The following is a 12,463-nucleotide window of genomic DNA, read 5'->3' as shown; positions in this document are numbered from 1 at the left end:
CGGCGCCGTCCGGTCAGGCCCTGCGGGCCCCGGGGTGGCGGCTGCACCAGCCGTCCCAGGCGGAGGAGACCATCTCGGTCACGTCGTGGCGGGCGGTCCAGCCCAGCTCGCGGTGGATCAGGTCGGCGGAGGCCACGACCCGGGCCGGGTCGCCGGGGCGGCGCGGGGTCACCTCGGCGGTGGTGTCGTAGCCGGTGACCTTGCCGATCACCTCCAGCATCTCCTTGACGCTGACGCCCTCGCCGCGGCCGATGTTCAGCACCAGGCAGGTCGCGCCGGCCGGGTCGGCGGCCAGCCGCTTGGCGGCCGCCACGTGCGCCGAGGCGATGTCGGAGACGTGGATGAAGTCGCGGACGCAGGTGCCGTCCGGGGTCGGGTAGTCGTCGCCGAAGATCCGCGGCGCCTGGCCGGCGGTGAGCCGCTCGAAGACCATCGGGATCAGGTTGAACACCCCGGCGTCGGAGAGCTCGGGGGAGGCGGCGCCGGCCACGTTGAAGTAGCGCAGGGCCACGGTGGACATGCCGTGCGCCTTGCCGGCCGCGGCGACCAGCCACTCGCCGGCCAGCTTGGTCTCGCCGTACGGGCTCATCGGGGCGCAGGGCGTGGACTCGGTGACCAGGTCGACGTCGGGCATGCCGTAGACCGCGGCGGAGGAGGAGAAGAGGAAGCGCTTCACCCCGCCCTTGGCGGCGGCCTCCAGAACGGTCTGCAGGCCGATCATGTTCTCGCGGTAGTACAGGAACGGCTGCTCGACGGACTCGCCGACCTGCTTCTTGGCGGCGAAGTGCAGGATGCCCTCGACGCCGTGCTCGCGGATCGCGGCGTCCAGGACGGCGCGGTCCAGGGTGGAGCCCTCGATCAGGGGGACGCCGGCCGGCAGCCTGGAGGCGTCTCCGGTGCTGAGGTCGTCCAGGACGGCGACGCGCTCCCCGGCGTCGAGCAGCTGTCGGACGACGTGTCCGCCGATGTATCCGGCACCGCCGGTGATCAACCAAGTCATGTGCCGATCCTAGGGGCGCATCCGATCGCCACGTTCGGGCGAGTCGGGGTCGCAAATCGGACAAAACGGTGAAAAACTGGCAAAGATTTTCGTGCTCTCATGCCCGCGCCCCGGCGTGGTGACGAATCGGAGGCAGCCAGGTGCGCCGTCGCAAGGAACATACCCGCCGCCTGCCCGCCGGGCCGCGGCAGACCGGGCCGAGGGCGCTGTCCGGGCGGCTGCCGGGGGCGGTCGCGGTCGCGGTGGCGGCCGCGCTGGCGCTGGCCGGCTGCAGCAGCGGCTCGCCCTCCTCGTCCACCGCCGCCGCCACCGGCTCGCCCACGGCCACGGCCACCGGCTCGCCCACGGCCACCGGCTCGCCGCAGGCCTCCCCGACGCCCGGCCAGCCGAACGGCGGGACCCAGTTGCAGGACGCCTACCAGATGGTGATCGCCAACGTGCTGCCCTCCGTGGTGCAGATCACCACCGGCGAGAGCCTCGGCTCCGGGATCGTCTACGACGACAAGGGCGACATCGTCACCAACGCCCACGTGGTCGGCACCGCGACCACCTTCACGGTGACCCTCGCCAACAGCACCACGGCGCTGGACGCCACCCTGGTCGGCAGCTACCCCGACTCCGATCTCGCGGTGATCCGGCTGAGCAGCCCGCCGAGCGGTCTCAAGCCGGCGAGCTTCGGCGACTCCAGCAAGGTCCAGATCGGCCAGCTCACCCTCGCCATGGGCAGCCCGCTGGGGCTCTCCAGCAGCGTCACCCAGGGCATCGTCTCGGCCGTCGGGCGGACCGTCACCGAGCCCCAGGGCGCCGGGTCGCCGGGCGCCACCATCGGCAACATGGTGCAGACCTCGGCGGCGATCAACCCGGGCAACAGCGGCGGCGCGCTGACGAACCTGGACAGCCAGGTGATCGGCATCAACACGCTCGCCGCGACCGAGCCGCAGACCAACGGCGCGGCCGCCCCCGGCATCGGCTTCGCCATCCCGGCGAGCACCATCACCAACATCGCCAACCAGCTGATCAAGCAGGGCAAGGTCACCAACTCCGGCCGGGCCGCGCTCGGCATCACCGCCCGGACCAGCTTCAACCAGCAGTTCCAGCCGGCCGGCGCGGTCATCGTGGCGGTCACCCCGGGCGGGGCGGCGGCCTCGGCGGGGCTCCAGGCCGGGGACGTCATCACCAAGATCGACGACACCCAGGTCGACTCGCTGAACGCGCTCACCACCGCGCTCGCCTCGCTCACCCCGGGCAAGCACGTCACCGTCACCTACACCCGGGGCGGCGCCACCAAGACCGTCGACGTCACCCTCGGCGAACTGGGAACGCCCTGACCACCTCCCCCTCAGCCCCGGTACGGGGACGCCGGGCCGCACGCCGCGCAAGGGTTCAGCGGGCCGGGTGCCGTACCGGACCGGCGCCGGGACCCCGTCTCGCCTCGACGGGGTCCCGGCGCACTGCCGTGTCCGTGCGTGCCGCCCCCTGCCGGGTGGCTGCGCGGGCGGGGTCAGTGCCGGGCGGTGCGGGTGCGCCAGGGGAGTTCGACGGTGACGGTGGTCGGGCCGCCCTCGGGGCTGTCCACCAGGAAGACCCCGTCCACCGCCCGGATCCGCTCGGCCAGCCCGGCCAGGCCACTGCCCGGGTAGGGGGCCGCGCCGCCCTTGCCGTCGTCCTGGACCAGCACCATCAGCTGCTTGTCCGAGCGCCAGACCTCGACCGAGGCGGAGCGGGCGCCGGCGTGCTTGGAGACGTTGGTCAGCAGCTCGCTGACGGTGAAGTAGGCGATGCCCTCGACCGCCGAGTCCGGGCGCTCGGGCTGCCCGTCCGGGCCGCTCAGATCGACGTTCACCCGGACCCCGCCGGGGACGGTGCAGCGGGCGGCGACCGAGGACAGTGCGGCGTCCAGACCGCGGTCGGTGAGCACCGCCGGGTGGATGCCGCGGGCCAGGTCGCGCAGCTCCTGGAGGGCCAGCTTCACCTCGCCGTGGGCGTTGTCGACCATCCTGGTGGCGGCCGCCATGTCGTCCTCGGTCTCCACCTCGCGCAGCCGCTCCTTGGCCATGCCGAGGTCCATCGCCAGCGCGACCAGCCGGGCCTGGGCGCCGTCGTGCAGGTCGCGCTCGATGCGGCGCAGGTCGGCGGCGGCGGTGTCGACCACGGTGCCGCGGTCGTCCTCCAGCTCGCGCACCCGCTCGGCCAGGGCACCCGGGAAGAGCAGCGACTCGATCAGGATGCGGTCGACCGCGGCCAGCGCGCGGATCACCCAGGGCAGCACCGGCCAGAGCACGATCACCGAGACCAGGGTCAGCGCGAAGCTGAGCACGCCCCAGGGCAGCATCAGCACGTTGTAGAGCGCCGAGCGCCAGTTCAGCAGGTCGGTGAGCTGGGCGATGGTGTAGCCGACCATCCCCGGGCGGCGGGGCTTCACCGGCTCCGGCTCGTCGATCCCGGAGTCGTACGCCGACCGGGCCCGCTGCCGGCCCAGCGCCCCCAGGGAGCGTGAGACGGCCAGGCCGCCGGCCAGCAGCGGCAGGCCGATCACGGTGATCGACAGCCCCAGGCCGACCGAGAGCGTGGTCACGGCCAGCACGAAGCCGAAGATGCCGAGCGGCAGATTGAGCAGCAGTCGGCCGACCTGGTGCCACATCCTCGTGCCGTACAGCGGCGGGCGCTCCATCCGAGCGTCCTGCTCCCTGATGGCGTCCACGGCGCGGTGCAGCGGCTTCATCCGGATCTACCATCCCTCTTCGTCGTGCGGCTGGACCAAGCTTCCCGAACCGGAGGCGGCGGATGCCATGGGGGTGATACATCTTCCCAGCCGGGGGTTATCCCCACCCCCGGGCCCGGTCGCCGGACGCCCGACAGGGTGTCCACCGGCCGTCTTGCGGATCGGGCAGGGTTCGGGCGGAGCGGAGCCGTCCCCTTAGACTCACGCTTTGGCCATGGTTGGGCCTGGGAGAACAAACGTCGTAGAACTGTCCTGAGGGCGGATTCACGGCCGAGGTGGAGGCGAAGACATGGAGGGGAAGCACACGGCTGCCGTCGTGGCCGACCCGGCGGTCGGCAGCGGCTACTTCGACGCGTACGCCGCGATGGGCCTGCTGGCCGTCGTCGGGGTGCTCTTCGTCGCCGTGGCGTTCACCGCCAACCGGTTGCTGCGGCCCGTGGTGTACTCGCCCGAGAAACTCCTCGCCTACGAGTGCGGAGTGGACCCGGTGGGCGAGGACTGGGCGCACACCCAGATCCGCTACTACGTGTACGCCTTCCTGTACGTGATCTTCGCGGTCGACGCGATCTACCTGTTCCCCTGGGCGACCGTCTTCGCCTCCGCCGGTTACGGCGCCGGAACGCTGGTCGAGATGTTCCTGTTCATCGGCTTCCTCGCGGTCGGGCTGCTCTACGCCTGGAAGAAGGGCGTTCTGGAATGGACGTGACGCACTCCCACTCGCACGGCGGCGCGCAGGGCGGTCCCGTCCCGCTCGGCCTGCCGGACCCCGCGCGCCCCGGCGCCGTCGAGCGCCGCGGCATCGGCCCGCTGGCCCGGCTCGCGCCGGACCCGGTCAAGGTGGTGCTCAACTGGGGCCGCCGCTACAGCCTCTGGTGCTTCAACTTCGGGCTGGCCTGCTGCGCGATCGAGTTCATCGCCGCGTCCATGGCCAAGCACGACTTCATCCGGATGGGGGTCATCCCGTTCGCGCCCGGACCTCGTCAGGCTGATCTGATGATCGTTTCCGGGACGGTCACCGACAAGATGGCTCCCGCCGTCAAGCGCCTCTACGAGCAGATGCCCGAGCCGAAGTACGTCATCTCCTTCGGCGCCTGCTCCAACTCCGGCGGCCCGTACTGGGACTCGTACTCGGTCACCAAGGGCGTGGACCAGATCATCCCGGTGGACGTCTACGTGCCCGGCTGCCCGCCGCGGCCGGAGGCGCTGCTCCAGGGCATCCTCAAGCTCCAGGAGAAGATCGCCGCCGAGTCCCTGCCGGACCGCTACACCGCGCCCGCGGCGGCGCTGCGCCGCCCGCTGGTGGCCGGGCCCGCGGGCGGTTCCGAGGCCGGTTCCGAGGCCGGTTCCCCGACCGGGGCGCCGACCGGCCCTTCGACCCAGGGAGGGGTCTCGTGACGTCCGCCGAGCAGTGCGCGGCGTCGGTCGGGGAGTGGGCGACCGGCGCCGAGGCGCACGGGCTGATCACCGTCGACGTCCCGGCCGAGAACTGGATCGAGGCGCTCACCAACGCCCGGGACGTCCTGGGGCTGGGCTTCTTCGACTGGCTGAGCGCCGTCGACGAGCTCGCCGAGGGCTTCTCCGTGGTCGCGCACCTGGCCGCCGTCGAGGCGCCGGGCGTGCGGCACCTCGCGCTGCGCACCCGGGTGCCGCGGGACCGGGCGGCGCTGCCGACCGCCGTCCCCGTGTACGCGGGTGCCGCCTGGCACGAGCGCGAGACCCACGAGATGTTCGGCATCGACTTCCCCGGGCACCCCCACCTGGCCACCCTGCTGCTGCCGGACGGCTTCGAGGGGCACCCGCTGCGCAAGGAGTTCGTGCTCGCCGCCCGGGTCGCCAAGGACTGGCCGGGCGCCAAGGAGCCGGGCGAGTCCGACCACGGCGGCGGGCCGGCCCGGCGCAAGATGCAGCCGGCCGGTGTGCCGGACCCGAACGAGTGGGGGCCGCTCAAGGGCACCCTGCCGCCGGTCGCCGAGCGGCCCGCGCGCGGTGCGCGGGCGGCGGGTACGGCGGCGCGGACGCCCCGGGCGGCCGCTGGTGCCGCCGCCGCTGGTGCTGCCGCCGCTGGTGAGGGCGGCGCGCCGGTGCGGGCGGACCGGCCGCGGCGGACCCGGTCGGTGTCGGAGGGCTCGGCGAGCCAGGCGGCCGGCGAGGTTCCTGCGACCGTTCCGGCCGAGGACGCCCCGCCGGTGCGGGCGGACCGGCCGCGGCGGACCCGGTCGGTGTCGGAAGGCTCGGCGAGCCAGACGGCCGACGAGCCGACGGCTGAGCCCGCGGCTCCCGCACGACCCCGGTCCTCCGACGCGCCCTGGCACAACCCGGTGCCCGCCCACGACGAGAAGCCGTCGGCCGGCGAACCGGGTGAGCAGAAGGACGAGACCTCGGCCGGAGCGGCCGGCCAGGACGGAGACGGCACGTGAACCTGCTCGACACGGTGCTGCGCTGCGTCGCCACCCTCGTCGTCTTCCTGGTCTTCCCGCTGGTCATCGGCCAGACCGAGCACAAGGTCATGGCGCACATGCAGGGCCGGCTCGGCCCGATGTACGCGGGCGGCTTCCACGGCTGGGCGCAGCTCGTCGCGGACGGCGTGAAGTTCGCGCAGAAGGAGGACATCGTCCCGGCCGGGGCGGACCGCCGGATCTTCCAGCTGGCACCCGCCGTCTCGCTGCTGCCGTACCTCTTCGTGCTGCTGGCGGTCCCGGTCGGCCCGGACGGCTTCGTCGGCCAGGCCGTCGACGCCGGTCTGTTCTTCGTGCTGGCCGTGATGGGCGTCGGCGTGATCGGCAAGCTGATGGCCGGCTGGGCCTCGGCGAACAAGTTCTCGCTGCTCGGCGCCCTGCGCACGGCCGCGCAGCTGATGTCGTACGAGCTGCCGATGGTGCTGGCGGCGGCCTCGGTGGCGATGGCCGCCGGCACGCTGTCGCTGCCCGGGATCGTGGACGCCTGGCAGTGGTACTGGCTGCCCTGGCAGATCATCGGCGCGTTCGTCTTCTTCACGGCCGGGCTGGCCGAGCTCCAGCGCCCGCCGTTCGACATGCCGATCGCCGACTCGGAGATCATCTTCGGCGCGTACACCGAGTACACCGGTCTGCGGTTCGCACTGTTCCTGCTGTCCGAGTACGTGGGCATCCTGGTGGTGTCCGCGCTGACCGCGGTGCTCTTCCTGGGCGGCTGGCACGGACCGCTGCCGGACCAGCTCGGCTGGCTCTGGACGATCCTCAAGACCTTCGCGCTGGCCTTCGTGGTCATCTGGCTGCGGGTCACCTACCCGCGCCTGCGCGAGGACCAGCTGATGCGCTTCGCGTGGACGGTGCTGATCCCGCTCGCGCTGGTCCAGCTGGCCCTCACCGGCATCATCAAGGTGGCGATCTCATGAGCTTTCCCGGTGTCGGCCTCGCCAAGGGGCTGGCCGTGACGCTGCGGACGATGACGAAGAAGAGCGTCACCGCGCAGTACCCCGACGTGCAGCCGGTGCTGCCGCCGCGTTCGCGCGGCGTCATCGCGCTGCTGGAGGAGAACTGCACGGTGTGCATGCTCTGCGCGCGCGAGTGCCCGGACTGGTGCATCTACATCGACTCCCACAAGGAGACGCTGCCGGCCGCCGAGCCGAACGCCCGGGCCCGCACCCGCAACGTGCTGGACCGGTTCGCCATCGACTTCTCGCTCTGCATGTACTGCGGGATCTGCATCGAGGTGTGCCCCTTCGACGCGCTGTTCTGGTCGCCGGAGTTCGAGTACGCGGAGACCGACATCCACGAGCTGACCCACGAGCGGGAGAAGCTCCGCGAGTGGATGTGGACCGTCCCCGCGCCGCCGGCGCTGGACCCGGCGGCCGAGGAGCCCAAGGAGATCGCCACCGCGCGCAAGGCGGCGGACAAGCTGGCCGCGACTGCCGCGGCGGCTCTCGAGGAGAAGGGTGACGACGCGTGATCGGTGCCGCCACGCTTCTCGCGGCGACCGGTTCCCTGGAGCCGGCCGCCCGTTCGTTCCTGTCCCCGACCGGCCAGGAGATCGTCTTCCTGCTGGTCGGCATCGCCGTGCTCGGCTCGGCCGTGGTCTCCGTGACCACCAGGCAGCTGGTGCACGCGGCGCTCTGGCTGGTGGTCGCGCTCGGCGGGCTGGCGGTGGAGTTCCTGCTGCTCACGGCCGAGTTCATCGCCTGGGTGCAGGTGCTGATCTACCTCGGCTCGGTGGTCGTCCTGGTGCTGTTCGGGCTGATGCTCACCAAGGCGCCGATCGGGCGCTCGCCGGACGCCGACTCCAAGAACCGCTGGGTGGCCCTGGTCGTGGCGCTGGCCTCGGCCGGGACGCTGGTCACGCTGGTGGTCGACGCCTTCCGGACCTCCTGGGTCGACCTCGGCCAGGGCGGCGGCTCGGCCGCCGTCACCGGGGCCAGCCTGTTCCGGTACTGGGTGCTGCCCTTCGAGGCGCTGTCCGTGCTGCTGCTGGCGGCTCTGGTCGGCGCGATCGTGCTGTCGCGCGGCTCCAAGCGGCGGGTGCCGGCGCCCCGGGCGGGCAAGCTGCGCGCCGGCCGGCCGGTCGGGTCCAACGGGACGGTCGCCGCCACCGCGCCGAAGCCGGCTCCGGGGGTCTCCGAGCAGTCGACCTCTGAGCAGGAGGGCTGATGCACCTCGCCTACCCCGTCGTCCTCGCCGCGCTGCTGTTCAGCGTCGGCGTGTACGGAGTGCTCGCCCGGCGCAACGCCGTCCTGGTGCTCATGTCGGTCGAGTTGATGCTCAACGCCGTCAACCTCAACCTGGTCGCCTTCGACGCCTGGCTGCGGGACTCGCTGCACGCCGGGCAGGCGCTCACCCTGTTCACCATCACCGTCGCCGCCGCCGAGGTCGGGCTGGGGCTCGCCGTCGTCCTGCTGCTGTTCCGGGCCCGGGGCACCGCGGACATCGACCGGGCCACCGCGCTCGGCGACCCGGCTGAGACGCTCGCCGTCGAGGAGACGCCCGTCGGCGCCGAGGCGCCGGCCGGACCCGAGGCACTGAAGGGCCAGGCCGCCGCATGAACCTCGCCCTGCCCGCACTCGTCCCGGCGCTGCCCGCGCTCGGCGCCGCCGCGACCCTGGCCGTCGGCAAGAAGGCGCCCGGCCTGGCCCGGCCGCTGGCGATCGTCCCGGTCGCCGCCTCGGCGGTGCTCGCCCTGGTGGTCGCCCTCCAGCTCGGCACCGGCCAGGCCCTGGACGCCGCCACCCGGCTCACCCCGACCGGCGGCCCGGACATCGCGCTCGCCCTCCACCTGGACGGCTTCAGCTCGCTGATCTCGGTGCTGGTCGGCCTGGTCGCCACCTGCGTCCAGGTCTACTCGACCGCGTACCTCAAGGAGGACCCGCGCTACCCCTCGTACGCGGCGCTGGTCTCGCTGTTCACCGCGGCGATGTTCCTCGTGGTCTACTCGGGCGACCTGATCGTGCTGCTGGCCGGCTGGGAGGTCATGGGCCTGTGCTCGTACTTCCTGATCGGCCACCACTGGGAGACCGCGGACGCCCGCTCGGCCTCGTTGAAGGCCTTCCTGGTCACCAAGCTCGGTGACGTGCCGTTCCTGTTCGGGATCTTCCTGCTCGGTGCGGACGCCGGCAGCTTCCGCGTCCCGGACGTGCTGGCGGCCGCGACGGAGGGCAGGCTCGGACACCCGACGCTGACCGCCCTGCTGCTGCTCGCCGGCGTGGCCGGCAAGAGCGCGCAGTTCCCGCTGCACACCTGGCTCCCGGACGCGATGGCCGGCCCGACCCCGGTCTCCGCGCTGATCCACGCCGCCACCATGGTCGCGGCCGGCATCTACCTGGTCGCCCGGCTGCTGCCGGTGTTCCTGCTGTCGGGCGCGGCGCTGGTCGTGCTCGCGGTGATGGCCGCCGTGACGATGATCGGCTCGGCGCTCTGCGCGCTCGCCCAGGACGACCTCAAGCGGGTGCTCGCCTACTCCACCGTCGGCCAGCTCGGCTACATGGCCGGCGCGCTGGCCGCCGGGGACCGCGAGGCCTCGGTCTTCCACCTGGTCAGCCACGGCGCGTTCAAGGCGCTGCTGTTCCTGGCCGCCGGTGTGGTGATCCACGCCGCGCACACCAACTCGATCTCCGCGATGTCCCGCATCCCGGGGCTGCGCAAGCGGGTGCCGGACGCCTACTGGACGATGGGCATCGCGCTGGTCGCCCTGGTCGGGCTGCCGCCGTTCTCCGGCTTCTTCAGCAAGGAGGCGGTGCTGACCGCCGCCGAGCACGCCGCCAACGGCGAGGCGCTGACCAACGGGCTCGGCCCGGCCTCGGCTGTGCCGCAGGCGGCCGGGTGGATCGTGCTGATCTCCGCCGGGCTCACCGCGCTGCTGACCGCCGCGTACGCGACCAGGCTCTTCCTGCTGGCCTTCCACAGCCCGGCCGGTGCCGCCGCGGCCGCACCGCAGGTGCTGCCCGCCGCCGACCGGGGCACCGTCACGGCCGACCACGAGAACGGCGCGCCGTACTCGCCCGAGCTCGACGAGGCCGACCCGGCCACCGCCGAGCCGCCCGCGATGCGCTGGCCGCTGTGGGTGCTGGCCGTTCCGACCATGGGCTTCGGCGTCTTCGGTCTGCGCTCGGACTGGCTGCCCGCGCTGCTGGACGGCGGCTCGCTGCGGCCCTCCGCGGTCACCGCCGTCACCGGGACCGGGCTCGCCGTGGTCGGCGTGCTCGCCGCGTACGGCGCCTGGCGCTCGGCGACCGCCCGGCTGGGCACCGGCCGTCCGGCCCCGGCCGTCGCGATGGGGGTCCCCCCGGCCGGAGGCTGGGGGAGGGCGCCCGAGCAGGGCGGAGCCCCGGCCGCCGAGGTGATCGTCGGCGACCCCGGGCGCACCCTGCTCGGCCCGCTGTTCGGCCCGGCCCGGCACGGCTTCGGCGTCGACCGGCTGTACCACGCGCTGTTCGTCTGCCCGGTGGGCGCCGCCGCCAAGCTGGTCCGCTTCCTCGACCGCGAGGTCGTCGAGACCTACGTGCGCGGCAGCGGAGCGGGTGCCAACCTGCTCGGCCGGGCCGTCCGGCTCGCGCAGACCGGAAACGCGCAGACGTACCTCAGCGCGCTGCTGGCCGCGGTCGTCCTGCTGGCCGTCCTGGTGGCGGTGTAGCCGGTGTCGCTCTCCTCCACCTCCGTCCCCTCGACCGCTCCCGGGAGCCCCCGATGAACGCAGTCCTCATCGCCCTCCTGCTGCTGCCGCTGCTCGGCGCCGCGCTCACCCTGGCGCCGGTGTTCGGACCGGACCGGGCCGCCGCCGACCGGCGGGCACTGCGGCTGAACACCGTCGTCACCGGCGCGGTGTTCCTGCTCACCGTCGCCCTCGCGGCCGGCTTCGACCACGACGAGCCCGCCCGGATGCAGGCCACCACCGACGTGTCCTGGATCCCGGCCCTGCACGTGCGCTTCCACCTCGGGGTGGACGGCATCTCGCTGCCGCTGATCGTGCTGACCGCGCTGCTCACCTTTCTCTGCGCGCTGTATTCGGAGAAACGGCTGCCGGACGGGGAGGGCGTCCCGTCCGCGCAGGCGTTCGTCGGGCTGTTCCTGCTGCTCGAAGTCGGCATGCTCGCCACCTTCGCGGTGCTGGACCTCCTGCTCTTCTTCCTGGCCTTCGAGATCGTGCTGATCCCGATGTACTTCCTGATCGCCCGCTGGGGGAGCGGCGCGAAGGTCCCGGCCGCCAACCGGTTCATCCTCTACACGCTGCTCGGCTCGGCCGTGATGCTGCTCGGCTTCCTGCTGATCGGCAGCGAGGCCGGCACCTTCGACATGCAGGCCCTGGCCGCCGCGCACGGCGGCGGCCTGAGCCACACCACCCAGGTGATCGCCGCGCTGGCGATCCTGGTCGGGCTCGCGGTCAAGGCTCCCGCCTGGCCGCTGCACAGCTGGCTCCCCGACGCGCACACCGCCGCCCCGACGGTGGGCTCGGTGCTGCTCGCCGGCGTGCTGCTGAAGATGGGCACCTACGGTCTCGTCCGCGTCCTCCTCCCGGCCGTGCCGGACGGCGCCGCCACCCTGGCCCCCTACCTGGGCGCCTTCGCGGCCGTCGGCATCGTCTACGGCTCACTGGCCTGCCTGGCGCTGGCCCGCCCCGGCGCCAAGGGCGACCTCAAGCGCCTGATCGCGTACTCCTCCGTCGGCCACATGGGCTTCGTGCTGCTCGGCATCGCCTCCCTCACCCCGGTGGGCGTCAACGGCGCGCTGTTCGCCAACATCGCCCACGGTCTGATCACCGGTCTGCTGTTCTTCGTCGTCGGCGCGCTCAAGGACCGCTACGGCACGGCCGACCTCGACACCCTCTCCGGCGCCACCGGCGCCGCCCTGTACGGCCGGGCCCCGCGGCTCGGCGCGCTGCTCGCCTTCGCCGCCGTCGCCAGCCTCGGCCTGCCCGGCCTGGCCGGCTTCTGGGGCGAGCTGCTCGCCATGTTCGGCGCGTTCGACCCGGCCGACGGCCTGTCGCGCCCCGCGTTCGTCACCTACATGGTCCTGGCCGGCCTCGGCACCCTCCTCACCGCCGCGTACCTCCTGATCGTGGTCAAGCGCGTCTGCATGGGGGACCCCGAGCAGCCCGCACCGGTGGCCGAGCTCGCCGACCTGCGCCCGTACGAGGCCGTCAGCTGGACGCCGCTGGCCGCGCTCACCCTGCTCGCCGGCCTGTGGCCCGCGCTGCTGCTCGGCCTCTCCGACCCCGCCGTCAAGCACCTCCTCGGGGGTGGCTGACCGTGCTCGCAGCCCAGACCGCCGCACTCGGAC

Annotated in this window: 12 protein-coding genes; 10 read left to right on the top strand and 2 right to left on the bottom strand. The window is 73.1% G+C overall.

The window, feature by feature from the left end; translation table 11 throughout:
- Positions 1-13 precede the first annotated feature (13 nt).
- Positions 14-1,000: a UDP-glucose 4-epimerase GalE gene (gene galE, locus ACIRRH_RS07460; RefSeq protein ID WP_403063026.1), complete on the bottom strand. Its 987-nt coding sequence runs from the start codon at positions 998-1,000 to the stop codon at positions 14-16.
- A 170-nt stretch (positions 1,001-1,170) separates the two neighbouring features.
- Between galE and ACIRRH_RS07455 the strand changes: the two genes are divergently transcribed.
- Entirely contained in the window at positions 1,171-2,328 is a 1,158-nt protein-coding gene (locus ACIRRH_RS07455) for a S1C family serine protease (RefSeq protein WP_403063685.1), read from the top strand.
- Positions 2,329-2,501: 173 nt separating this feature from the next.
- On the opposite strand, the gene ACIRRH_RS07450 is transcribed toward ACIRRH_RS07455, so the two are convergent.
- Positions 2,502-3,671, bottom strand: a complete 1,170-nt coding sequence (locus ACIRRH_RS07450) for a sensor histidine kinase (RefSeq protein WP_403063682.1) — start codon at positions 3,669-3,671, stop codon at positions 2,502-2,504.
- A gap of 415 nt (positions 3,672-4,086) precedes the next feature.
- Between ACIRRH_RS07450 and ACIRRH_RS07445 the strand changes: the two genes are divergently transcribed.
- The 9 genes from ACIRRH_RS07445 to ACIRRH_RS07405 are packed head-to-tail and all read left to right on the top strand — an operon-like array spanning position 4,087 to position 12,430.
- On the top strand, positions 4,087-4,428 hold the full coding sequence (locus tag ACIRRH_RS07445) for an NADH-quinone oxidoreductase subunit A (protein ID WP_403063679.1): 342 nt from the start codon (positions 4,087-4,089) through the stop codon (positions 4,426-4,428).
- Positions 4,419-5,117, top strand: a complete 699-nt coding sequence (locus ACIRRH_RS07440; protein WP_403063023.1) for an NADH-quinone oxidoreductase subunit B — start codon at positions 4,419-4,421, stop codon at positions 5,115-5,117. The genes ACIRRH_RS07445 and ACIRRH_RS07440 overlap by 10 nt, the downstream gene beginning before the upstream one ends.
- Positions 5,114-6,139 carry an NADH-quinone oxidoreductase subunit C gene (locus tag ACIRRH_RS07435; protein ID WP_403063020.1) on the top strand — a complete coding sequence of 342 codons (1,026 nt, stop codon included), beginning with the start codon at positions 5,114-5,116 and terminating at the stop codon, positions 6,137-6,139. Before ACIRRH_RS07440 ends, ACIRRH_RS07435 begins: the two co-directional genes overlap by 4 nt.
- Positions 6,136-7,095 (top strand): NADH-quinone oxidoreductase subunit NuoH, encoded by a 960-nt coding sequence (gene nuoH, locus ACIRRH_RS07430; protein WP_374120116.1) that lies wholly within the window; start codon positions 6,136-6,138, stop codon positions 7,093-7,095. The genes ACIRRH_RS07435 and nuoH overlap by 4 nt, the downstream gene beginning before the upstream one ends.
- Positions 7,092-7,649: a NuoI/complex I 23 kDa subunit family protein gene (locus ACIRRH_RS07425; RefSeq protein ID WP_403063017.1), complete on the top strand. Its 558-nt coding sequence runs from the start codon at positions 7,092-7,094 to the stop codon at positions 7,647-7,649. Before nuoH ends, ACIRRH_RS07425 begins: the two co-directional genes overlap by 4 nt.
- Complete coding sequence (locus ACIRRH_RS07420; protein WP_403063014.1) at positions 7,646-8,344, top strand: NADH-quinone oxidoreductase subunit J; 699 nt, start codon at positions 7,646-7,648, stop codon at positions 8,342-8,344. Before ACIRRH_RS07425 ends, ACIRRH_RS07420 begins: the two co-directional genes overlap by 4 nt.
- The gene (gene nuoK / locus ACIRRH_RS07415) at positions 8,344-8,736 is read left to right on the top strand and encodes an NADH-quinone oxidoreductase subunit NuoK (protein ID WP_403063011.1); all 393 of its coding nucleotides are present in this window, start codon (positions 8,344-8,346) and stop codon (positions 8,734-8,736) included. The genes ACIRRH_RS07420 and nuoK overlap by 1 nt, the downstream gene beginning before the upstream one ends.
- A complete protein-coding gene (locus ACIRRH_RS07410) occupies positions 8,733-10,820 on the top strand; it encodes an NADH-quinone oxidoreductase subunit L (protein WP_403063008.1) in 2,088 nt (695 codons plus the stop codon). Before nuoK ends, ACIRRH_RS07410 begins: the two co-directional genes overlap by 4 nt.
- A gap of 53 nt (positions 10,821-10,873) precedes the next feature.
- Positions 10,874-12,430 carry a NuoM family protein gene (locus ACIRRH_RS07405; RefSeq protein ID WP_403063005.1) on the top strand — a complete coding sequence of 519 codons (1,557 nt, stop codon included), beginning with the start codon at positions 10,874-10,876 and terminating at the stop codon, positions 12,428-12,430.
- The last annotated feature ends 33 nt before the right edge of the window (positions 12,431-12,463 follow it).

The sequence above is a fragment of the Kitasatospora sp. NPDC101235 genome (genome assembly GCF_044767505.1).
In the GTDB taxonomy this organism is placed as follows: Bacteria; Actinomycetota; Actinomycetes; order Streptomycetales; family Streptomycetaceae; genus Kitasatospora.
The sequence above is the reverse complement of the archived record's forward strand: the minus strand, read 5'-3'. Positions and strand labels throughout refer to the sequence as shown.